At 58.7% G+C, this 22,605-nt stretch carries 15 protein-coding genes; 6 read left to right on the forward strand and 9 right to left on the reverse strand.

Annotation, left to right across the window (positions count from 1 at the left end; genetic code table 11):
• Window positions 1-4: 4 nt before the first annotated feature.
• From BM70_RS0112070 to BM70_RS0112100, 7 genes are all read right to left on the reverse strand, one after another.
• A complete protein-coding gene (locus BM70_RS0112070) occupies window positions 5-1,603 on the reverse strand; it encodes an ABC transporter substrate-binding protein (RefSeq protein ID WP_025856267.1) in 1,599 nt (532 codons plus the stop codon).
• 80 nt (window positions 1,604-1,683) lie between these two features.
• The gene (locus tag BM70_RS0112075; protein WP_025856268.1) at window positions 1,684-3,078 is read right to left on the reverse strand and encodes an OprD family outer membrane porin; all 1,395 of its coding nucleotides are present in this window, start codon (window positions 3,076-3,078) and stop codon (window positions 1,684-1,686) included.
• Between the two features lie 170 nt (window positions 3,079-3,248).
• Window positions 3,249-4,853, reverse strand: coding sequence for an ABC transporter substrate-binding protein (locus BM70_RS0112080; protein WP_025856269.1), 1,605 nt, complete (start codon window positions 4,851-4,853; stop codon window positions 3,249-3,251).
• A gap of 304 nt (window positions 4,854-5,157) precedes the next feature.
• Window positions 5,158-6,786: an ABC transporter substrate-binding protein gene (locus BM70_RS0112085; RefSeq protein ID WP_025856270.1), complete on the reverse strand. Its 1,629-nt coding sequence runs from the start codon at window positions 6,784-6,786 to the stop codon at window positions 5,158-5,160.
• A 258-nt stretch (window positions 6,787-7,044) separates the two neighbouring features.
• Complete coding sequence (locus tag BM70_RS0112090; RefSeq protein ID WP_025856271.1) at window positions 7,045-8,646, reverse strand: ABC transporter substrate-binding protein; 1,602 nt, start codon at window positions 8,644-8,646, stop codon at window positions 7,045-7,047.
• 73 nt (window positions 8,647-8,719) lie between these two features.
• Window positions 8,720-12,598: a dermonecrotic toxin domain-containing protein gene (locus BM70_RS31865; RefSeq protein WP_025856272.1), complete on the reverse strand. Its 3,879-nt coding sequence runs from the start codon at window positions 12,596-12,598 to the stop codon at window positions 8,720-8,722.
• Window positions 12,599-12,829: 231 nt separating this feature from the next.
• A complete protein-coding gene (locus tag BM70_RS0112100) occupies window positions 12,830-13,540 on the reverse strand; it encodes an SIMPL domain-containing protein (RefSeq protein WP_025856273.1) in 711 nt (236 codons plus the stop codon).
• Window positions 13,541-13,788: 248 nt separating this feature from the next.
• Here BM70_RS0112100 and BM70_RS0112105 point away from each other — a divergent pair, with 248 nt between their 5' ends.
• From BM70_RS0112105 to BM70_RS0112115, 3 genes are all read left to right on the forward strand, one after another.
• Entirely contained in the window at window positions 13,789-15,051 is a 1,263-nt protein-coding gene (locus BM70_RS0112105; protein ID WP_025856274.1) for an ATP-binding protein, read from the forward strand.
• A complete protein-coding gene (locus BM70_RS0112110; RefSeq protein WP_003171731.1) occupies window positions 15,044-15,604 on the forward strand; it encodes a response regulator transcription factor in 561 nt (186 codons plus the stop codon). The genes BM70_RS0112105 and BM70_RS0112110 overlap by 8 nt, the downstream gene beginning before the upstream one ends.
• Window positions 15,605-15,704: 100 nt before the next feature.
• The gene (locus BM70_RS0112115; RefSeq protein WP_025856275.1) at window positions 15,705-17,429 is read left to right on the forward strand and encodes an ABC transporter ATP-binding protein/permease; all 1,725 of its coding nucleotides are present in this window, start codon (window positions 15,705-15,707) and stop codon (window positions 17,427-17,429) included.
• Between the two features lie 170 nt (window positions 17,430-17,599).
• On the opposite strand, the gene BM70_RS0112120 is transcribed toward BM70_RS0112115, so the two are convergent.
• Complete coding sequence (locus tag BM70_RS0112120; RefSeq protein ID WP_003171734.1) at window positions 17,600-18,037, reverse strand: YhcB family protein; 438 nt, start codon at window positions 18,035-18,037, stop codon at window positions 17,600-17,602.
• Window positions 18,038-18,184: 147 nt separating this feature from the next.
• Between BM70_RS0112120 and BM70_RS0112125 the strand changes: the two genes are divergently transcribed.
• The 3 genes from BM70_RS0112125 to zapE all read left to right on the forward strand — a co-directional run bounded on the left by BM70_RS0112125 (window position 18,185) and on the right by zapE (window position 21,368).
• Window positions 18,185-18,814, forward strand: coding sequence for an alpha/beta hydrolase (locus BM70_RS0112125; protein WP_043274230.1), 630 nt, complete (start codon window positions 18,185-18,187; stop codon window positions 18,812-18,814).
• Window positions 18,815-18,838: 24 nt separating this feature from the next.
• The gene (locus BM70_RS0112130) at window positions 18,839-20,194 is read left to right on the forward strand and encodes a tryptophan--tRNA ligase (RefSeq protein WP_025856277.1); all 1,356 of its coding nucleotides are present in this window, start codon (window positions 18,839-18,841) and stop codon (window positions 20,192-20,194) included.
• 79 nt (window positions 20,195-20,273) lie between these two features.
• Entirely contained in the window at window positions 20,274-21,368 is a 1,095-nt protein-coding gene (gene zapE, locus BM70_RS0112135; protein WP_025856278.1) for a cell division protein ZapE, read from the forward strand.
• Between the two features lie 139 nt (window positions 21,369-21,507).
• Here the strand turns inward: zapE and BM70_RS0112140 are convergent, their stop codons facing one another.
• A complete protein-coding gene (locus BM70_RS0112140; RefSeq protein ID WP_177326553.1) occupies window positions 21,508-22,428 on the reverse strand; it encodes a GlxA family transcriptional regulator in 921 nt (306 codons plus the stop codon).
• Window positions 22,429-22,605 lie beyond the last annotated feature (177 nt).

A 22,605-nucleotide genomic window follows, 5' to 3' on the forward strand; every position in this document is an offset into this window, starting at 1 on the left:
TTATTTACTTCACCTGGGTAGTGGCAAAGTTATTTGTACCCAGAGGGCTTTGGGTGAAGCCTTCTACGTTCTTGCGCATGGCGGTGAACAGTTTCGGGTAAGCCATGGGAAGCCATGGTTGGTCTTTATCGAAAACGTCCTGTGCTTGTTCATAGAGTGCAGCACGCTGGGCGGGTTCAGCGACAGCGCGTGCCTTGTCGATCAAGTCTTGAAACTCTTTGTTACACCAGCGGGCGTAGTTTTCGCCGTTTTTCGCTGCATCGCAACTCAGGTTTGGCGTCAGGAAGTTGTCCGGGTCGCCGTTATCACCGACCCAGCCCGCCGAAACCATGTCGTGCTCGCCGTTTTTAGCACGCTTGAGCATTTCGCCCCATTCCATGACTTTGATATTCACTTTCAGGCCGATCTGCGCCAGGTCCGCCTGCATGCGCTGGGCGCCGAGCATCGGGTTGGGGTTGGTCGGGCCGCCACCGTTACGGGTGAACAGGCTGAACTCAGTGCCTTCCGGTACGCCGGCTTCCTTGAGCAGGGCACGGGCCTTGTCCAGATCGCGGGTCGGGTTTTTAAGCTTGTCGCTGAAACCCAGCAAGGTCGGCGGATAAGGGCCGGTGCCCACCACGGCATTGCCTTTGCCGAACAGGGCTTCGGTATAGCCGGCCTTGTCGAACGCGATGTTGATCGCGTGACGGACCCGCGCATCGCTCATGTATTTGTGGGTGGTGTTCAGCGCGGTGTAACTGGTGGTCATCGCCGCCAGTTCATCGACTTTCAGGTTCGGGTCTTTCTTGATGCTTGGAATGTCATCGGGCTTGGGGAACAACGCGATCTGGCATTCGTTGGCCTTGAGTTTCTGCAGGCGCACGTTGTTATCGGTTGAGATCGCCAGGATCAGCGGGTCTACCTGCGGTTTGCCACGGAAGTAGTCGGGGTTGGCCTTGAACCGCGCCTGGGCGTCTTTCTGATAACGGGTGAAGATGAACGGGCCCGTGCCGATGGGCTTGGCGTTAAGGTCTTCGGTCTTGCCGGATTTGAGCAACTGGTCGGCGTATTCCTTCGAATGGATTGAAGAGAATGCCATGCCCAGGTCGGCCAGGAACGGTGCTTCAGGACGGGTCAGGGTGAAGACAACGGTGTGGTCGTCGGTCTTCTCGACGCTCTTGAGCAGTTCCTTGAAGCCCATGCTTTCGAAGTACGGGTAGCCCACGAGGGACTTGTTGTGCCACGGATGGTTCGGGTCCAGCTGGCGCTGGAAGCTCCAGAGCACGTCGTCGGCATTCAGGTTGCGCGTGGGTTTGAAGTAGTCGGTGGTGTGGAACTTGATGTCGTCACGCAGGTGAAAGGTGTAGGTCAGGCCATCGGCGCTGATCTCGGGCAGGTCTTTGGCCAGCGCGGGGATCACTTCGGTGGTGCCGGGCTTGAAGTCCACCAGGCGGTTGAACATGGTTTCAGCGGCGGCGTCAGCGGTCACGGCCGTGGTGTACAGGACCGGGTCGAAACCTTCCGGGCTGGCTTCGGTGCAGACCACCAGTGGTTTGGCCGAAACGCCGATCGCCACGCTCAACAGCGCGGCAGCCATGGCGGCTTGTAGTGGGAGCAATTTCATTCGGAGCCCTCTGCAATCGATGGGACCAGACAAGCGTAGACGGCGGGCTCGTCCTGAGCCCGCCGTCTACCTGGCGCTGATTAAAGGATGTTGAACGGAATGGTGGTGACCAGACGGAGTTCCTTGATGCTGCCGTCGGACTGGAACTCGCTGCCACGGTGCTCAACGTAGGTTGCGCGTACGGTGGTGGCCTTGAGAGCGCCGCTCTGGATGGCGTAAGAGGCGCCTACACCGTATTCCTGGTGTTTTTCGCCGTCTTGTTTCTGGATGCCGTCATAGGCGAACTTGGCCCGACCACCGTTGCCGGTGTAGTGGGTACCGTCGATGTCCCAGCCGCGCGCCGAGTAGGCGTTGAACTTCAGGCCTGGCACGCCGTATTCGGCCATGTTGATGCCGTAGGCGATCTGGAAGGATTTCTCGTTCGGACCGTTGAAGTCAGAGGTCAGGGAGTTGGCCAGGTAGATGCCGTTGGTTTCGTGCAGGTAGTCGAAGTACTCGTTACCGTTCACTTGCTGGTAGGAGAAGGTCAGGCTGTGAGCCTGGTGGGCCAGGCCCAGGGACAGGGAGTAGGTATCGTTGTCGATTTCCCCCATCTCTTTTTTGCCTTCATCGACGGTTTTGTAGTAGTTGAAGCCGGTGGTCAGCGCCAGTTGCTGTGCATCACCCAGCTCGTGGGTTACGCCCAGGTAGTACTGGTTCCAGAAGTCCTTCACGTTGGCGGCGAAGATGCTGGTTTTCAGGCTCTTCAGCGGCTGGTAGTTCGCGCCCAGGGTGTACACCTTGTCGGTTTCCGCGCCATTGCCGTATTCGGAACGGAATTTCGACAGGCTCTGTTCGGTACGTGGCGAAACGCGGTCAAACACGCCGCCCTGGAACGACAGGTTGCTGAACTCTTCGCTGTTGAAGCTCACACCTTCGAAGCTCGAAGGCAGCGCACGGTTGCCGATGGTGTCGACGATGCCGCTGCTGAAGTTCTGGCGACCGGCGGTCAGGGTGGTGTTCGATACGCGGAACTGCACGTTGGCCAGGCCCAGTTTGCTCCACTGGCCTACTGCATCACCGTCGGAGTCAGCCAGGGTACGGTTGGAACCGCCCTTGATGTCACGCTTGCTGCGGTCCAGGACCAAGGCGTTGTACACCGCCAATTCAGTCTTCACGCCCACGGTGCCCTGGGTGAAACCCGAGCTGGCGTTGATGATAGTGCCCTGTACCCAGTTGGTACGGTTACGGTCGGTCAGGGTTTGGCCGTGCTTCTTGTACTCGAAGGTGCCGCCACGGTATTTGCTTTCGTGGGAGTACCAGTTGCGGGTAGTGCCGCCCAGGCTGAAGTCTTCGATAAAGCCTTTGGCCTCGCTTTGGGCGCTGGTGCCGGCCAATGTGGTTGGCACGAAGTCCTGGCTGGCGGATTCAGCGTAGGCGGTGGCCGTGATGCTGCTGATGGCCAGGGCCAGAAGCGCTTTGCTGCTCAGTTTCATTGATGAAGCTCCTTTGGTTCTCTTTTTAATGCCGGTCTTTTTTGGTGATCCGGCTATTGGGTGTGTAACTCGTTCAAGCCCTTGCAAACGTTTGGCGTAGGAAAAATCCCAACAAAAGGCCGCGCGTTTGCAGCAGGACGTGGGGCGCCCTGCGCAATCCGGTTATTTTCTTATGGGTTGATACTGACGCCCGAGAATACGTTGCGGCCGAAGGGGCTTACCTTGAACCCTTCGACTTTGGCGCTTAACGGCTGGTTGACCGTCGAGTGGGCGATTGGCGTGATCGGCACCTGCTGCTTGAGCAGTTGCTGCGCCTGTTTGTACAGAACAGTCCTTTGTTCGCGGTCGGTCACGACCTTGGCTTGCTTGATCAGCTTGTCGTACGCCGGGTCACACCACATGGAGTAGTTGTTCCCGCCGATGGCGTCGCAGCTGTAGAGGGTGCCCAGCCAATTGTCCGGGTCACCGTTGTCGCCGGTCCAGCCGATCAGGCTCACATCGTGCTCACCGTTCTTGGTGCGCTTGATGTACTCGCCCCATTCGTAGCTGACGATCTTGACCTTGAGGCCGATCTTGGCCCAGTCGCTTTGCAGCATCTCGGCCATCAGCTTGGCGTTGGGGTTGTAGGGCCGTTGTACTGGCATCGCCCACAGGGTGATTTCGGTGCCCTCCTTCACGCCGGCGGCCTTGAGCAGTTCCTTGGCTTTTTCCGGGTTGTAGGCGGCGTCCTTGATGCTGTCGTCGTAGGACCACTGCGTCGGTGGCATGGCATTGACGGCCAATTGCCCGGCGCCCTGGTACACCGCGTTCAGGATGCTCTGCTTGTTCACCGCCATGTCCAGCGCCTGGCGCACTTCGAGCTGGTCGAATGGCTTGTGGCGCACGTTGTAGGCGATGTAGCCGAGGTTGAAACCCGGCTTGGTCAGCAGTTGCAGGTTGGGGTCGGCCTTGAGGGCGTCGACGTCAGCCGGGCGCGGATGCAGCGTGACCTGGCACTCGCCGGCCTTGAGTTTCTGCACCCGCACCGACGCGTCGGTGTTGATGGCGAAAATCAACTGGTCCAGCTTGACCTTGCTCGAGTCCCAGTACTGTTTGTTGGCCGCATAGCGGATCTGCGAATCTTTCTGATACCGCTGGAATACGAAGGGGCCGGTGCCGATCGGTTTCTGGTTGATGTCGCTGGGCTTGCCGGCCTTGAGCAATTGCTCGGCATATTCAGCCGACAGGATCGCGGCGAAACTCATGGCGATGTTCTGGATGAACGCGGCGTCTACCGTGTTCAGGGTGATCACCACGGTGTGCGGGTCGGTTTTTTCGACCTTGGCAATGTTCTTGTTCAGGCTCATCCCGTTGAAGTACGGAAACTCGGTGGGGTAGGCCTTGCGAAACGGGTGGTCAGGGTCAAGCATGCGGTTGAAGGTGAACAGCACGTCGTCGGCATTGAAGTCCCGCGTCGGCTTGAATTCCTTGTTGCTGTGGAATTTCACCCCTTCACGCAGGTGAAAGGTGTAGATCAGGCCATCTGGCGAAATATCCCACTTGGTTGCCAGCGCAGGTACGACCCCTGTTTCGCCCTTTTCAAACTCAACCAGACGGTTGTACAGCGGCTCGGCCGCATCGTTGTCAGTGGCGGTGGTGTATTGCGCGGTGTCGAAGCCTGCCGGGCTGCCTTCGGAGCAGAACACCAGGCTCTTCTTGTCGGCGGCTTGGCCCATCGTGGCCACAGCCAGCAGGCTGGTGGCAAAAATTGCGGATAGAACGGTGGTATGGCGCATGACGATCCCGATCCTTGTTTGTATTTGTCATCAGCGAGCAATCACCCTGGCGCACAGCCAGGGTGACATCACTGATCCCACACGCAGCAAGTGCCTTTCCGAATTCGGAGCTTCCGCTGTCCTACAACGTTATGAGTCGCGGACTTCGCAGTAAATGCGCCGAATTGGATTGACCTTGTAGGCAACGGCGCCGCGCATCGCAATTCGTTGCTGTAGGAAGCAGCGATTGCGGACGTGGTTTGTTTCCTACGGGCCAGGCGGATGCAATAACGGCGACGTCATGAAACGTCGCCGTCAAGGCTCCTTACTTGCCGCTTACGCTCACGCCGTAGAAGGAGTTCAAGCCAAACGGGCTGATCTTGAAGTCCTGCACGGTGTTGCGCATGGGTTGATACACCGTCGAGTGCGCGATAGGTGTCATCGGGACTGCATCTTTGAGGATATGTTGCGCCTGCTTGTACAGCTCGGTGCGTTTGGCGACGTCCGATGTAGCCTTGGCTTCTTTCACGATGCCGTCGAATTTCTTGTCGCACCATTTGGAGAAGTTGTTACCGGACAGCGAGTCGCAGCCGAACAGCACGTTCAGCCAGTTGTCCGGGTCACCATTGTCACCGCTCCAGCCAATGATCATGGCCTGGTTCTCGCCACCTTTGGAGCGCTTGATGTACTCGCCCCACTCGTAGCTGGTGATCTTCACGTTGAGACCGATCTTCTTCCAGTCGTTTTGCAGCATTTCTGCCATCAGCTTGGCGTTCGGGTTGTACGGACGCTGAACCGGCATGGCCCACAGAACGATTTCAGTACCTTCCTTGACGCCGGCTTCCTTGAGCAGCGACTTGGCTTTCTCGGGATCGTACTTGGCGTCCTTGATGGTGGTGTCATACGACCATTGGGTCGGTGGCATGGCGTTCACGGCCAACTGACCGGCGCCCTGGTATACGGAGTCGATGATCTGCTGCTTGTTCACCGACATGTCCAGCGCCTGGCGTACGCGCAGGTCAGCCAACGGGTTTGGCTGGTCGCTGCCCTTGACCTTGTCCATGACGTTGTAGGCGATGTAGCCCAGGTTGAAACCGGCCTGGTTCGGCAGTTTCAGGTCCTTGTCGGCTTCCAGCGCCTTGAGGTCGGCCGGACGTGGGAACAGGGTGATCTGGCATTCGTTTTTCTTGAGCTTCTGGATACGCACCGACGGGTCGGTGGTGATGGCGAAGATCAGGTTGTCGATCTTCACGTCCTCAGGTTTCCAGTAGTCCTTGTTGCCGGTGTAGCGGATGTTCGAGTCTTTCTGGTAGCTCTTGAACACGAACGGGCCAGTGCCGACCGGTTTCTGGTTGATGTCCGCGGGTTTGCCTTCTTTCAGCAGTTGGGCGGCGTATTCAGCCGACTGGATCGAAGCGAAGCTCATTGCCAGGTTCTGGATGAAGGCGGCGTCCACAGTGCCAAGGGTGAACTTGACGGTGTGCTCATCGACCTTCTCGATGTTCTTGATGTTGGTGTCCATCCCCATGTCCGTGAAGTACGGGAACTCGGTGGGGTAGGCTTTGCGGAACGGATCGTCCTTGTTGATCATGCGGTTGAACGTGAACAGCACGTCATCGGCATTGAAGGTACGGGTCGGCTTGAAGTACGAGGTGGTGTGGAACTTGACGCCATCACGCAGGTGGAAGGTGTAGGTCAAGCCATCCGGGGAAACGTCCCAGCTGGTGGCCAGCCCAGGAATCACAGCGGTGCCGCCGCGTTCGAACTGGGTCAGGCGGTTGAACATGGTTTCGGCCGAGGCATCGAAGTCTGTTCCGGTGGTGTACTGGCCTGGATCAAAACCGGCCGGGCTCCCTTCGGAGCAGAACACCAGGTTAGTCGCCGCTTGGGCGAAAGGAGCTGCGGCCATAAGGCCAGCGCTAACAATTAACGGAATGACTGCGTGTTTAAGCATGTTGGCCTCATGATTTGTTGTCATTTTTGGTGGTGAGGGCGACCTCGTGAGTCGGCCTGCGGATACTTATGCAGGCGCCATACCCATTGCAAGATGCTGAACCGTTACGAGGGTGAAACAGTGGTACGAACGTACAGGAATGTCGCAATTATGAAAGTTTGTACATATTTGCGCATATTTTGAGGGTTTTTTCGGTGCAAGCGTCGCACCAAAAATGACCAACCGAGGCGTCTAGCGCACTCGGTTGGGGCGTTGCTGTTACTTATCTAGACTCACACCGTAGAAAGGCGTCAGCCCGAAGGGGCTGATTTTGAAGTCTTTCACTTCCTTGCGCAGCGGTTGGAAAACCGTCGAATTTGCAATAGGCGTTATAGGTACCTGTTCCTTAAGGATTTTCTGCGCCTGTTGATACCACTTGATGCGCTGCTCGCGATCGCTGCTGACCTTGGCCTGTTGCACGAGTTTGTCGTACGCCGGATTACACCATTTGGCATAGTTGCTGCCCTTGACCGCGGCACAACTGTAGAGCACGCCCAGCCAGTTATCCGGGTCGCCGTTGTCGCCCGTCCAGCCATAAATCATGGCGTCGTGTTCGCCATTTTTGGCGCGCTTGATGTATTCGCCCCACTCATAGCTGACGATATTGGCCTTGATGCCAATCTTTTCCCAATCCTGTTGGATCATTTGTGCCGACATGCGCGCGTTCGGGTTGGATGCACGTTGTACGGTCATTGCCCAAAGGTTGAGGGTGGTACCTGGTGCAACCCCTGCTTCTTTTAGTAGCGCACGGGCTTTGGTCGGATCGTGAGGCGCATCCTTGAGGGTGGGGTCATAAGACCACTGCGCAGGAGGCAGCGCATTCTGCGCCAATTGCCCGGCGCCCTGGTACACGGCCTTGATGATCGCCGGCTTGTCGATGGCCATGTCCAAGGCCTGGCGCACCTTGAGTTGGTCCAGCGGCGGGTGGGTCACGTTGTAGGCCAGGAAGCCCAGGTTGAAACCGGCTTGCTGCAGCACGCGCAGGTTCGGGTCCTGTTTCATCACTTCAATGTCGGCAGGGCGCGGGTAACCGCTGACCTGGCACTCGCCGGCCTTGAGCTTTTGCAGGCGCGACGCGGCATCCGGGGTGATGGCGAACACCAGGTTATCGAGCTTCACATCCTCGGGTTTCCAATACTGCTTGTTGGCCACGTAGCGGATCTGCGAGTCCTTCTGGTAGCGCTTGAACACAAACGGCCCGGTGCCCACAGGCTTCTGGTTAATGTCTTCGGCTTTGCCTTGTTTCAACAGTTGAGCGGCGTACTCGGCGGATTGCACCGAGGCGAAGCTCATCGCCAGGTTCTGCACAAATGACGCATCGACGTTATTCAGGTTGAAGCGCACGGTGTGTTCGTCGAGTTTGTCGACGCTCTTGATCGTGGTGTTCAAGCCCATGTCGGTGAAGTACGGCGACTCGGAGGGGTAGGCCTTGCGGAACGGACTGTCGGCATCCAGCAGGCGATTGAAGGTAAACAGCACATCATCCGCGTTGAAGTCGCGGGTAGGGGTGAAGAAATCGGTGGTGTGAAACTTGACGCCATCGCGCAGGTGGAAGGTGTAGGTCAGGCCGTCTTTGGATACCTCCCAGCTCGTCGCCAGGCCTGGTTCGACTTCGGTGCCGCCGCGCTTGAACTGGGTCAGGCGGTTGAACACGGTTTCGGCGGAAGCATCAAAATCGGTGCCACTGGTGTACTGGCTGGGGTCGAAGCCGGCGGGGCTGGCTTCGGAGCAGTAGACCAGGGTGCTGGCGGCGTGGGCCATTGGCATGAAGGCCAGCAGGCCGGCAGCGAGGAGGAGCGGTTTTAAGGCGATTCTTTCCATGGAGACCCCTGAAGTGGCACAAAACGGCGGTTACCGAGGTTACCGCCGTTGTGGCTTTTCAGGTAGTCACGAGCTATTTCAGGTCTGTAGTTACCGTCGTGCTCAAGGTAAAGGGTGCATTTTTATCAATGATGTAAGGGTTTGCATCGTCCTGCAGTTCGTTGGTTTCTCCAATCTGGAAGGTTCTCTTCGCACTGACCTCGACATTCGGAATTTGCGCAGCATCTTTATCCAAGTCGACCAGCGTCATTTTTGCCTCAAATTTGACTTGGGCTTGACCAACTGCCGGGTCGTAAATGATCGTGTAATGCGTGTCCTTGCCTCTGAAGCCGATATGGTCCTGCAATTGGTTCATTTTCAGCTCCACCGACGTCGGGGCGACACTTGCCTGGTGAGCGACTTCGGATATACGCGAGCGCAGGGCCGGGTCGGGGATTGCCTCCTCGAATTGCTTCAGGCGCTTGCTCAATGTTTCGCCGTTCGCGCTTCCCGTAGCATCCAACTCGACAGTGGTGTAACTGCCGTCAGGTTGCTTTATTTGGACGGTGTAGCGGTCACGGTTCAGGTCTTTTAGAAAGTTTGGCGAGTAGTCCGTCGAACTGTGTTCGTTGGGCTGTGCTCTTTCGCTTGGGTAAACCTCAAAGTTCTTTTCTTCGGTCGTCGAGGTCACCGTGAGTTTTTGTTTAATGACGCCGTGCTCTTCAATGTTATTGATCGATTGCTCATAGTGACCAGTGCTATCGCTTTTGAAGATTTCGTCAAATTTGTCGGCGCCACTTGTTTTTGGATCGCCCAGGATTTCGAAGCCATCTGAAACTTTGGGAGGTGTCTTCAGATCGTTACTTGGCGTGGGTGACGCCGGGCGTTCCCACGGCCATTTTATCCCACCATTTCCTGGCGCCCGTCCCCACTCTCCGTTGCGGCCAGGATTGACCTTCATCACATCCCTGCCGGTTTTGGGGTTAATGATCGAAGCAAACATATCGCCTGTTTTGTAATTGCCTTTGAGCTCAAATACCTTGTTATCGCCCATTTCATCGGTAAAGCGAACCAGCTGGCGGTACAGTCCGTCGGCGGCCTGGACGCGATAAACACCCAATGCATCAGGGGTGACATTTCTGATTAATGCCTCTCCATCAGGCAACGCGTGTTCGCTCATTTTAATGAGGCTTGTGGAGGATTGGCGTGACGGCGTTGTGCCGGGCACCTCATTCTGCGACGGCGTGCCACCGGAACTGCCGGGAGTCGATTCTGGAATGTCATTCGTTCCCGCGGCGGGAGATGAAGGAAGCTCTTCTTCCGGCAGTTCGAACGGGTCCTTTGCATGGCCCCCATCGGCGAGTGCCGAAAACAATGTATTGAGGGCGCCATCGAAGGTTTTCCACGCCCCGTCTTTGCGTTCGGCCAGTGTGTCGCCCGAATAGGATTTTTCCGAACCCAGCGCCATCTCGGTGAGGCTGGTGCCAAGGGCCGCAAGGGCAGCAGGCGCGCCCAGTGGCGCCAGTTTGATCAGTAGCTCCGCACCTGCGCTAATGTCATTGAGCCAAGTATCCCGGGTCACTTCGCCGTTGGACTTGATCACGGTATCGGCGTCACTTGTCATGCGGTCCTTGGCTTCGTCGCTCAGGTGCGTAAAGACATCACCCTCGATTTTGATGTCGCGACGGTCGATGGTTTTGCCTTCCCAGTTATCCCAATTCCCAGTGGCCAGGTGGGCCAGTGCAGAATCGACGCCATACTTGCCAAGCACTCCACGGTCCTGGCGGTTGTACAAAGAAAAGTGCGAGGCCAGGGCTTCACGTTTTTTCGGGTCCTTGGCTTGCTCGACCACCCAATCGTCCATTTTCTTCAGTGAATCAAACCGCAAGAACGCCGGCGTGGCGCCAGGCACATAGAGGATTTGTCGGCCGTCTCGGCGGTTGTTTTCGTAGTTGTATTGGCCGTCATTCGCGTCCGCAAAGCGGATGATATTGCTGGGCCAACCGTTGATATCGAAGGCGTGCGCGCGCAACTTGTCTTCTGTTGGCGCTTGAGCCTGCAATTGCTCAAGGGTGGCGGGGGTGTTTTCACCCGCGGGGACATTGGAGACGGCGTTCATCACCAGTTGATAGTCAGATCGGGTGAATTTATGTTCGTCGGCCTGCGATGCACGCTCCGAGGCGCTTTTTGCCTCTTGGGCTTTGAGCTGCTGGCGCGCCTGATTGATGAACTCCCCCTTTGAGATCGTGCGGTAGTCAGTACCGTGCTCCTTCCAGAACGTCTCTATTTTTCGGGTGATCTCGCTCTGGAAGTCGGCCTTCCATACGCCTCGCATAAAGGTCGAGGGGTCGATAGCCACTTCGTTGTGTGCCCCGTAGCCCTGCTTTGTGCTCTGCCCTGGGCCTTCGATATAAATACCGGCGTTGTTGTCGAGCTCTCCGGGAAGCCAATCATGTTCTGTAAAATTACTCAGAACAGCCTCTGTCAGCGTTTGTGAGCGTTTGGGCTCTTCGCCTGGATGGTCCCACCCGGACCGTGCAGTCGAGGATGAAACGCCGCCCTGAAAACGATTCAGGTAAAGCTTGTCTGCATCCAATGGTTCAAGCTTGGCCAGTTGTTCCTTTGGCAGATGTTCCCGGAGTATTTTTTCTGCCAGTTGCTTTGCTTGCGCGCGCGGATTGGGCACAGCGTTAGCCAGGCCGGTTGCCAGGCGGGTGTAGGCGAGCTTGGCAGGCGCCACGGCGTAAGCCTTCTCGGCATTGCGCCTGAGTGTCTCAAGGGCGTCTGCCGATTGCCGTTCATTTGGCAGCGCGCCAAAAGTTTTCTGCCGATTCAATTGCTCTATGCGCGGCTTGCACGCGGCCCTGTTGGCAGGGGTGGGTTCTCCATAAAACTTGGCAACCACCTTCAAGGAGACGGCAGCGACACCTTGGTCAAAGGACACGCTCAAGGACTGCTTGGGCGCGGGGGCGATAACCTTGCCTGCTTCCAGCAAAGGGCCCGCGATTTGCCGCCAGCCCGAGTTATCGGTCAGTGAGAAGGCTGTCGTTTTGCCGTCGACCATCGCCGACATGGCGCCGGTGGACGGAACGATTCTCAGGGTGCCTGGATCAATGTTCTGCTCGCGCATCCAGTTTTTAACCACCGGTGTTTCCAGCAGGGCGCCATAAAAGTCCAGCCATTGGCCCAATGTGGTTTGAAGCGGGACGCTGACCAAGCCTGGTTGGCCACCCTCCAGCTTCTTTTGCCATTCGCGGGTGAACAGTTGCACCAGTTGCGCCTCACCCGGCGGAACAGGGTTAGCGCTGTTGCGCTGATAAATGGCGGCCACGGCCTGTTGTTGTTCGCCCAGTGATTTTTCTCCGCGTACGGAGGGCGACCTGTGCGCATCTGTCGGCGCAATTGGAGGAAACGTGCGAGTGCGTTCGATTTCTTTGAGCGTCGCATCTCCCAAGGCCGGCACGCCATAAAAGGAGGCTATGTGTCTCAGGTCCATGGTCTCGCGAAAAACGTCATGGTAGTGAATGGAGTCACCACTGCCGCTTTCTATCACCTTGCTTGCCGACAAGATGGGAGCAGCGACGGTGGACCATCCGGAATTATCGTTGAGGGTGAAGGTGGTGCGCTGATGGTTGATCGTCGCCATGATGGAGCCGGTGTCTGGGAAAATCGCAATGCTCTCAGGCTTGATCCCCTTGGCCTTTATCCAGTGTTGAAACTCGGGGTTTTTCAGTGCGATGGTCAATTGGGTTCGCCACTGACCCAGTGTGGAAGAGGGTGGGACTTGAACAGGTGCCTGCCAGTCACCCTTCGCTTTGTGCACTGCGCTGGCCAGGTTTTGCGCCAATTGGCTGTCGCCCTCGGCGCGGCTGGTGGGCGGTACGTCAGCCGCCCTTGGCGCGTTGGTGTCGCGCTGAACGGTCGGTGGGGCGTTTTGAGGCGAAAGGGCGGACGAACGGGGGGTGATGGTCATCGATTCAGTTCTCGCTGTGGTGTGAATACCTGCCCGCCGAGCTCTCCTTGCAAGTCTGGGAGGGTCTAGCTGAGTGTTTTGAACCGGGTGATCAATTCCACGAAGACGCTGCTGATTGATGGCAGCGTGTTACGAAATGGCTGACAAGACGCGTGTTTTATCTGGTTTGTTTCAGGCGAAAAAAACGGCGCGTTTTTCAGTTCGCGCCGTTTTTGCACAGGGTTGAAGTCTTTACTGGATGACTTCAATTACTCCGTCTGCCGACATAGACACTTGGCTGGTACCCGCCTCCACTTCAGGTGTCGGCGCCGAATCCGCCATGGCGGCTTTCATCATCATCGCGCCACGGGCATAAGGCATCGGGTAGCCATTGGTGTTGAAGTTGAGATTGACGATCTTGTAGCCCTTGCCGCCCAACGCATCGGTGGCCAGTTGCGCGCGTGCTTTAAACGCGGCGACCGCGTCCTTGAGCAACGCATCTTCGCTGGACTTGCGCGTGGCGTCGGCGATGGCGAAGTCCATGTTTTCCATCTTCAACGTATTCAGCAGCTCGCCGGTGAGTTTGGACAGCGCCGGGAAGTCTGCGCTTTCCAGGCGCAGCTCGGCGCGCTCGCGCCAGCCGGTGATCTTCTGGTTCTTGTTGTCGTAGATCGGGTAGCTGTTGCGGCTGCCCTGGCGCAGGGTCACGCCTTTGACTTCACGGGCCTGGCCCAGAGCCGTGTTCATGGTGGTAGTGATTTCGGCAGCCAGTTTGGCCGGGTCGCTGTTCTGGGATTCGGTGTACAGCGTCACGATCATCTTGTCGCGGGCCACCTCCTGGCTGACCTCGGCGCGCAGGGAAATCTGGTTGTAATGCAGCTCATCGGCGGCCATTGCCGGCAGGCTGGCCAGGGCGCTGGCGCTGAGGGTCATGAAGGCGGTACTGCGAATGAAACGAGACATGGAAGCTCCTTGGGGGATTCGTGTTCGGTATGACTGTAGACGGTGGCGTTGGGTTCTTCGGGTTTACGAATTAGAAAAAAAGTTTCAAGCTGCAAGCTACACGCTAAAAGGCCCGCGGATTCCTGCTGCTTGAAGCTTGTCACTTGAAGCTGCATTGCCCTGCGTCAAAGAGCCACACACCCAATGTCCGAGGCGTCGCTTCGTTTATACTCCTGCCGATCCGCCTGCAGCGCTCACCGGGAGAGCTCATGCTCGCCGCCGTAAAACTGACTTCCGCCACCCGCCAGAACCTCTGGCGCCTGACGTTCATCCGCACCCTGGTCCTGGCCGCACAGGCCGGCTCCGTCGGGCTTGCGTATTGGTTCGACCTGCTGCCGCTGCCGTGGCTGCAACTGGGTGTGACCCTCGGCTTCTCCATCGTGCTCTGTGTGTTCACCGCCATCCGGTTGCGCACCACCTGGCCGGTGACCGAGTTGGAATACGCCCTGCAGTTGGCTTGCGACCTGTTTATCCACAGTGTGTTGCTGTATTTCTCTGGCGGTTCCACCAACCCGTTCGTTTCTTATTACCTGGTGCCACTGACCATCGCCGCCGTGACCCTGCCGTGGCGCTATTCGGTGGTGCTGTCGGGCATCGCCCTGACCCTGTACACCTTGTTGCTGGCGCGTTTCTACCCGCTGCAAACCTTCCCCATCGCCCGGGAAAACCTGCAAATCTACGGGATGTGGTTGAGTTTTGCCCTGTCCGCCGCGGTCATCACGTTCTTCGCCGCACGCATGGCCGAAGAACTGCGGCGCCAGGAAGAGCTGCGCGCCATTCGCCGTGAAGAAGGCCTGCGCGATCAGCAACTGCTGGCCGTCGCCACCCAGGCCGCCGGCGCTGCCCATGAACTGGGTACGCCGTTGGCGACCATGAGCGTGCTGCTCAAGGAAATGACTCAGGACCATCACGACCCGGCCCTGCAGGATGACCTGAGCGTATTGCAGGAGCAGGTCAAGCAGTGCAAGCAGACTTTGCAGCAACTGGTGCGCGCCGCCGAAGCCAATCGCCGCCTGGCGGTGGAGATGCAGGACGTGACCCAGTGGCTCGACGAAGCCTTGAACCGCTGGCACCTGATGCGCCCCGAAGCCAGTTATCGTTTTCATCTATTGGGGCAGGGCACTGTGCCACGCATGGCGCCGCCGCCGGATTTGACCCAGGCGCTGCTCAACCTGCTGAACAACGCCGCCGACGCCTGCCCCGAGGGCTTGGGCGTGCAGTTGGACTGGGACGCGGAAAACGTGACCATCAGTATTCGTGACCACGGCGCGGGCGTGCCGCTGGCCATTGCCGAGCAGATCGGCAAACCCTTCTTTACCACCAAGGGCAAAGGCTTCGGCCTCGGCCTGTTTTTGAGCAAGGCCAGCGTGACCCGCGCGGGCGGCTCAGTGAAGCTCTATAGTCATGAGGAAGGCGGCACGCTTACCGAGCTGCGCCTGCCCCGTGTCGCACGAGGAGATATCGATGAGTGACGAGATCCAAGTCGAAGGCGAAGAACTGCCGCACTTGCTGCTGGTAGATGACGACGCCACCTTTACCCGCGTGATGGCGCGCGCCATGAGCCGTCGCGGTTTCCGGGTCAGCACCGCGGGGTCTGCCGAGGAAGGCCTGACCATCGCCCAGGCCGACCTGCCGGACTACGCCGCGCTCGACCTGAAAATGGATGGCGACTCCGGCCTGGTGCTGTTGCCCAAGCTGCTGGAACTCGACCCGGAAATGCGCGTGGTGATCCTCACCGGTTATTCCAGCATTGCCACCGCCGTCGAGGCGATCAAGCGCGGTGCCTGCAACTACCTGTGCAAACCCGCGGATGCTGACGATGTGCTGGCAGCGTTGCTGTCCGAGCACGCTGACCTGGACACCCTGGTGCCGGAAAACCCGATGTCGGTGGACCGCCTGCAGTGGGAGCACATCCAGCGCGTGCTCACCGAGCATGAAGGCAACATCTCCGCCACGGCCCGCGCCCTGGGCATGCACCGCCGCACCTTGCAGCGCAAGCTGCAGAAGCGCCCGGTACGTCGCTGAACGCCGGCTGAACAATCTGCTTCAGGCCGCACGGAGCTGCGAACCGATCAACTATGATCGGTTCGAATGCCTGTCACCTTTTCCCTACCGAGCCTGAACGATGAATCAGAGCGCTGAGTACTCCGCGGTCAACGACGCGGTGCGTGGGCAATTCTTTCGCCGCACCTGGGCGATGATCACGCCCTATTGGCGCAGTGAAGAGAAGGGCAAGGCCTGGTTGTTGCTGGCGGTGGTGATCGGCCTGTCGCTGTTCAGCGTGGCGATTTCCGTGTGGCTCAACCACTGGTACAAGGACTTCTACAACGCCCTGGAGAACAAGGACACCGCCGCCTTCTGGCAACAGATCGGCTATTTCTGCGGCATCGCCACGGTGGCCATTCTCGGCGCGGTATACCGCCTCTACTTGACCCAGATGCTGACGATCCGCTGGCGGGCTTGGCTCACTGAAAAGCATTTTGCGCGCTGGCTTGGCCACAAGAACTACTACCAGCTGGAGCAGGGCGGCTACACCGATAACCCGGACCAGCGGATTTCCGAAGACCTCAACAGCTTTACCTCGAACACCTTGAGCCTCGGCCTGGGCCTGCTGCGCAACGTGGTCAGCCTGGTGTCGTTCTCGATCATCCTGTGGGGCGTGTCGGGCAGCATCGAGGTCTTCGGTATCACGGTCCCTGGCTACATGTTCTGGTGTGCATTGGTGTACGCCGTCGTCGGCAGTTGGTTGACCCATCTGATCGGTCGCCGTCTGATCGGCTTGAGTAACCAGCAACAGCGCTTCGAAGCGGACCTGCGTTTCTCCATGGTGCGAGTGCGGGAGAATGCCGAGAGCATCGCCCTGTACAACGGCGAGCCCAACGAAAATCAACGCTTGAGCGCGCGCTTCGGGAAGGTCTGGCATAACTACTGGGACATCATGAAGGTGTCCAAGCGCCTGACGTTCTTCACTGCGGGCTATGAACAGATCGCTATTGTGTTTGCGTTTATCGTGGCCGCGCCGCGCTACTTCGCCGGCAAGATCGAGTTGGGCGAGCTGATGCAAATCAACTCGGCGTTCGGCAACGTGCAAGGCAACTTCAGTTGGTTTATCAGCGCCTACGCCGACCTGGCCGGCTGGCGCGCGACCAGCGATCGTCTGCTGAGCTTTCAGCAGGCCATGCGTGACAACGAGCAACGCCCAGCAGCCATCAAGGTAAGTGCCGAGGGCGAACGCCTGGTGGTGCAAGGGCTGGGCATGGACCTTGCCGATGGTCGTCACCTGCTGACCGACGCCGACATGGTCGTTGAGCCGGGTCAGCGTGTGATGCTCAGCGGTCGTTCCGGCAGCGGCAAAAGTACCTTGCTGCGTGCGATGGGCCATCTCTGGCCTGCTGGCCACGGCAGCATTCGCCTGCCGGCCAAGCGTTACCTGTTCCTGCCACAGAAGCCCTATTTGCCGATTGGCACGCTGAAGGCGGTGTTGAGTTATCCACAGGACGACAGCGTCTACCCCGCAGAACGTTATGCACAGGTCCTGGAAACCTGCCGCCTGCCGCACTTGGTCGACCGGCTGGATGAAGCCAATCACTGGCAGCGCATGCTGTCACCGGGCGAACAGCAACGCCTGGCCTTCGCCCGTGCGTTGCTGTTCGCGCCGCAGTGGCTGTACATGGACGAAGCCACCTCGGCCATGGATGAAGAGGATGAGGCGACGTTGTATCAGGCGCTGATCGATGAGTTGCCGGGGCTGAGCATCGTCAGCGTCGGCCACCGCAGCAGCCTCAAGCGTTTCCATGGGCGGCATGTGCGCATCGACAGCGGTCGATTGCAGGAGCAACCCGTGTCCTGACACGGTCCTTGTAGGAGCCGGCTTGCCGGCGATAGCATCACCTCGTTACGTCAGAAATACCGAGGCGCCTGCATCGCCGGCAAGCCGGCTCCTACAGTTGGTTGATCGTGAGCCAAAAAAAGCCCGGCTGATCATCGATCAGCCGGGCTTTTTCAGTGCTTGAAGACGACTTACTTCTTCAAGCCGTAATGCTCATCCAGCATGCCTGGGGCGTTCGGCGTTTTTGGCGCGTAGTCCCGTGGTGGCTCCTGGTTTTCCCGGGGTGGGGTCAAGCGTTCCCGTGGGGTCTGCGGTGCATCGGAATGCAGCGCGGCCAGCAGGCGCTGACGGGTAATGTCGTCGAGGGCCAGGCGATTGGCGCCATCGGCGAGGTGATCCTGTACTTCCTGGTAGCTCTGGGTGAGCTTCTTGACCAGGGTCGCGGTGCTGTTGAAGTGGGTAACAACCTCGTTCTGATAACTGTCAAAACGTTCCTGAATGTCATCCAGCTGACGCTGCGTGCGGTTAGGCGCGGCATTCGGCAGCAAGCGAGCAACCAGGAAACCAATGGCGACACCGGCAACCAGGGCAAGAGTCGGCAACAACCAAACTAAGAGCGAGTGTTCCACGAGTCCTTCCTCTATAAACGGCTTTGCTTTACGTTAACGGCTCGGACCTGCGCTGTATACCGCGATTAAGCTCGCAATGATGCCATGCACAGACTTTTAGCTAGACGAGTCGACCCTTTGAGAGGTCACGGAGTTCATTCCTTGCTCATGCGTGAAACCCCTGTTTTGATCGATGGCCCGGTAGGCCAATTGGAAGCCCTGTACCTGGATCACCCCGAGCCACGTGGGCTGGCGTTGATCTGCCACCCCAACCCGGTGCAGGGTGGGACCATGCTCAATAAAGTGGTATCGACCCTGCAACGCACCGCCCGCGACGCCGGTTTGATTACATTGCGTTTCAATTACCGTGGCGTCGGCGCAAGTGCCGGCACCCACGACATGAGCACCGGTGAAGTGGACGATGCCGAAGCAGCCGCCACCTGGCTGCGGGAAAAACACCCAGGGCTGCCGCTCACCTTGCTCGGCTTTTCCTTCGGCGGCTACGTGGCTGCCAGCCTCGGCGGCCGCCTGGAAGCCAAGGGCGAAAAACTCTCGCACCTGTTCATGGTCGCCGCGGCGGTGATGCGCCTGCGCGATACCGACGCGTTGCCACAAGGCTGCCCACTGACCCTGATCCAGCCGGAAACCGACGAAGTGGTCGACCCGCAGACCGTCTACGACTGGTCCGCCGCCCTGAAACGCCCCCATGAGCTGCTGAAAGTGGCAGAATGCGGACACTTTTTTCATGGCAAGCTGACCGATCTCAAGGATCTGGTGCTGCCGCGCCTCTCGAATTGATAGCAGTCTGACAAGCGATTACCCATGACGACTCGTACCCGTATCCTCACCGGCATCACCACCACCGGCACGCCGCACCTGGGCAACTACGCCGGTGCGATCCGCCCGGCCATCCTCGCCAGCCAGGACGCCAATGCCGATTCCTTCTACTTCCTGGCCGACTACCACGCCCTGATCAAATGCGATGACCCGCAGCGCATCCAGCGCTCGCGCATGGAAATCGCCGCGACCTGGCTGGCCGGCGGCCTGGATGTGAACCGCGTGACGTTCTATCGCCAATCGGACATCCCGGAAATCCCCGAGCTGACCTGGCTGCTCACCTGCGTTGCCGCCAAGGGCCTGCTCAACCGCGCCCACGCCTATAAGGCGTCGGTGGACAAGAACGTGGAAGCCGGCGAAGACCCGGATGCGGGCATCAGCATGGGCCTGTACAGCTACCCGGTGCTGATGGCGGCGGACATCCTGATGTTCAACGCGCACAAGGTGCCGGTCGGTCGTGACCAGATCCAGCACGTGGAAATGGCCCGCGACATCGGCCAGCGCTTCAACCACCTGTTCGGCAACGGTAAAGAATTCTTCACCATGCCCGAGGCGTTGATCGAAGAAAGCGTCGCCACCTTGCCGGGCCTGGATGGTCGCAAGATGTCGAAGAGCTACGACAACACCATCCCGCTGTTCACCAGCGCCAAGGACATGAAGGACGCCATCTCGCGGATCGTCACCGACTCCCGCGCGCCCGGCGAAGCCAAGGACCCGGACAATTCGCACCTGTTCACCCTGTACCAGGCGTTTGCCAGCAAGGCCCAGGAAGAAGAGTTCCGCGCCGAGCTGCTGCAAGGGCTGGGCTGGGGCGAGGCGAAAAACCGTCTGTTCCAACTGTTGGATGGCCAACTGGGCGAAGCCCGCGAGCGCTACCATCAATTGATGTCGCGCCCATCCGACATGGAAGACCTGCTGCTGGTCGGTGCCAACAAGGCCCGTGCGGTGGCGGCGCCGTTCCTGGCTGAGCTGCGTGAGGCGGTGGGCCTGCGTTCGTTTGTCAACCAGGCGGCCGCGCCGGTCGCAACCAAGAAGAAAGCCGCAAAAGCCGCGCGCTTCGTGAGCTTCCGTGAAGACGACGGCAGCTTCCGCTTCCGCCTGCTGGCGGCGGACGGCGAGCAACTGCTGCTGTCGCGCAACTTTGCCGATGGCAAGGTGGCGGGCGCAGTGACCAAGCAACTGCAAGGCGGCGGCGCGCTGGACCTGCGCACCGAGGCGCTGGGCTTCAGTGTTTGGCTGGACGGCGCGGCAGTCGCTGACAGCGCCGAGTTCGCCGACGAAGCGTCCCGTGATGCAGCCATCGCCGCTTTGCGCGTCGCGTTGACCCCCATCGAGGATTAACCCGACCAAGGGTTGATTGCCATTATCCAAGGCCGTCGTTACAGTGACGGCCCGTTTTTGTTGCCTTGCTAACGAAATTATGACGCCCCTAGAACGATATCAAGCTGATCTGAAACGCCCTGAATTCTTCCATGACGCGGCCCAGGAAAACGCGGTGCGTCATTTGCAGCGCCTGTACGATGACCTGATCGCGGCCTCGCAGAGCAAGCCAGGGATGTTCAGCAAGCTGTTTGGCAAAAAAGACCACACGCCGGTCAAAGGCCTGTACTTCTGGGGCGGTGTGGGCCGTGGCAAGACCTACCTGGTCGATACGTTCTTCGAAGCGCTGCCGTTCAAGGAAAAGGTGCGGACGCACTTCCACCGCTTCATGAAGCGCGTGCACGAAGAGATGAAGACCCTGCCGGGCGAGAAAAACCCGCTGACCATCATCGCCAAGCGCTTTTCCCAAGAGGCGCGGGTGATCTGCTTCGATGAATTCTTCGTCTCCGACATCACCGACGCGATGATTCTCGGCACCTTGATGGAAGAGCTGTTCAAGAACGGCGTGACCCTGGTCGCCACCTCGAACATCGTGCCGGACGGCTTGTACAAGGACGGCCTGCAACGCGCGCGCTTCCTGCCGGCCATCGCGCTGATCAAGCAGAACACCGAGATCGTCAACGTCGACAGCGGCGTCGACTACCGCCTGCGTCACCTGGAGCAAGCGGAGCTGTTCCACTTCCCGCTGAACGAAGCGGCCCACGAAAGCCTGAAGAAGAGCTTCCGCGCCCTCACGCCGGAATGCACCCAGGCGGTGGAAAACGACAAGTTGATGATCGAGAATCGCGAAATCATCGCGCTGCGCACCTGCGATGACGTGGCCTGGTTCGAGTTCCGCCAGCTGTGCGACGGCCCGCGTAGCCAGAACGACTACATTGAACTGGGCAAGATCTTCCACGCAGTGATCCTCAGTGGCGTGGAACAGATGAGCGTCACCACCGACGACATCGCGCGACGTTTCATCAACATGGTCGACGAGTTCTACGACCGTAACGTCAAGCTGATTATCTCGGCGGAAGTCGAGCTCAAGGATTTGTATACCGGCGGTCGCCTGAACTTCGAGTTCCAGCGCACCCTGAGTCGCTTGCTGGAAATGCAGTCCCACGAATTCCTGTCGCGCGGTCACAAGCCTTAATCAATCTCCAGCTCAATGGAGATCTAATGTGGGAGCCGGGCTTGCCCGCGATGGGTGTGTATCAGTCAACTTATTTGCTGGCTGATACACACCCATCGCGGGCCAGCCAGCTCCCACAATGGTTTGCGTTTGCCTGAGATCAGGCGGCCTGCTGGAATTGCTGGCGGTACTGGTTCGGCGACAACTCCGTGTGCTGCCTGAACAATCGCGCAAAGAAACTCGCATCGTCGTAACCCACCTCATAACTGATGGTCTTGATGCTCTTGCGGCTGCCCGAAAGCAGGCCTTTGGCTGTCTCGATACGCAGCCGCTGCAGGTAATGCAGCGGCTTGTCACCGGTGGCGGTCTGGAAGCGGCGCATGAAGTTGCGGATGCTCATGCCGTGTTCCCTTGCGACGTCTTCGAAGCGGAATTTATCGGCGAAGTGTTCTTCGAGCCAGTGTTGGATCTGCAGGATGATCACGTCCTGGTGCAGCTTCTGTCCGCCAAACCCAATGCGTCCAGGCGAATAGCTGCGCTGCACCTCGTAGAGAATGTCGCGGGCCACGGCCTGGGCGATGTTGGCGCCACAGAAGCGTTCGATCAGGTAGATGTAGAGGTCGCACGCCGAGGTGGTGCCGCCCGCGCAATACAGGTTGTCGGCGTCGGTGAGGTGCTTGTCCTGGTTGAGCTGGACCTTGGGGAAACGTTCGCTGAAGGCGTTGAAGAAGCGCCAGTAGGTGGTTGCCTCCTTGCCGTCGAGCAGGCCGGCTTCGGCCAGCCAGAACACCCCGGTGGCTTCGCCGCACAGCACCGCACCGCGTGCGTGCTGTTCGCGCAACCACGGCAGCACCTGCGGGTAGCGCCTGCACAAGGCATCGAAGTCATCCCAGAAGGCCGGCAGCACGATGATGTCGGCGTCTTCCAGGCCGCCGTCCACCGGCATGATCACATCACTGAAGCTGCGTACCGATTGCCCGTCGGGGCTGACCAGGCGCGTTTCAAACGCGGGTGTCAGGCCCAGGCCTTGCTGTTTGCCGTAACGCAGGCTGGCGAGATGGAAGAAATCCTTGGCTTGCATGAGGGTTGAAGCGAATACCCGATCAATGGCCAAAATGCTGACGCGCCGCAACGGCGTGGAGATTTGGTTAGACATAATTTCATTTATTCTTATAGGGGAAAGTGGTCACCAGACGGCTGGATCGTCTTATTTTTTGTCGCATGTGTCCAGTGTCCCGTGATGCCTTCGCGGCATAGT

The sequence above is a fragment of the Pseudomonas sp. CHM02 genome (assembly GCF_000612585.1).
Classification (GTDB): Bacteria; Pseudomonadota; Gammaproteobacteria; order Pseudomonadales; family Pseudomonadaceae; genus Aquipseudomonas.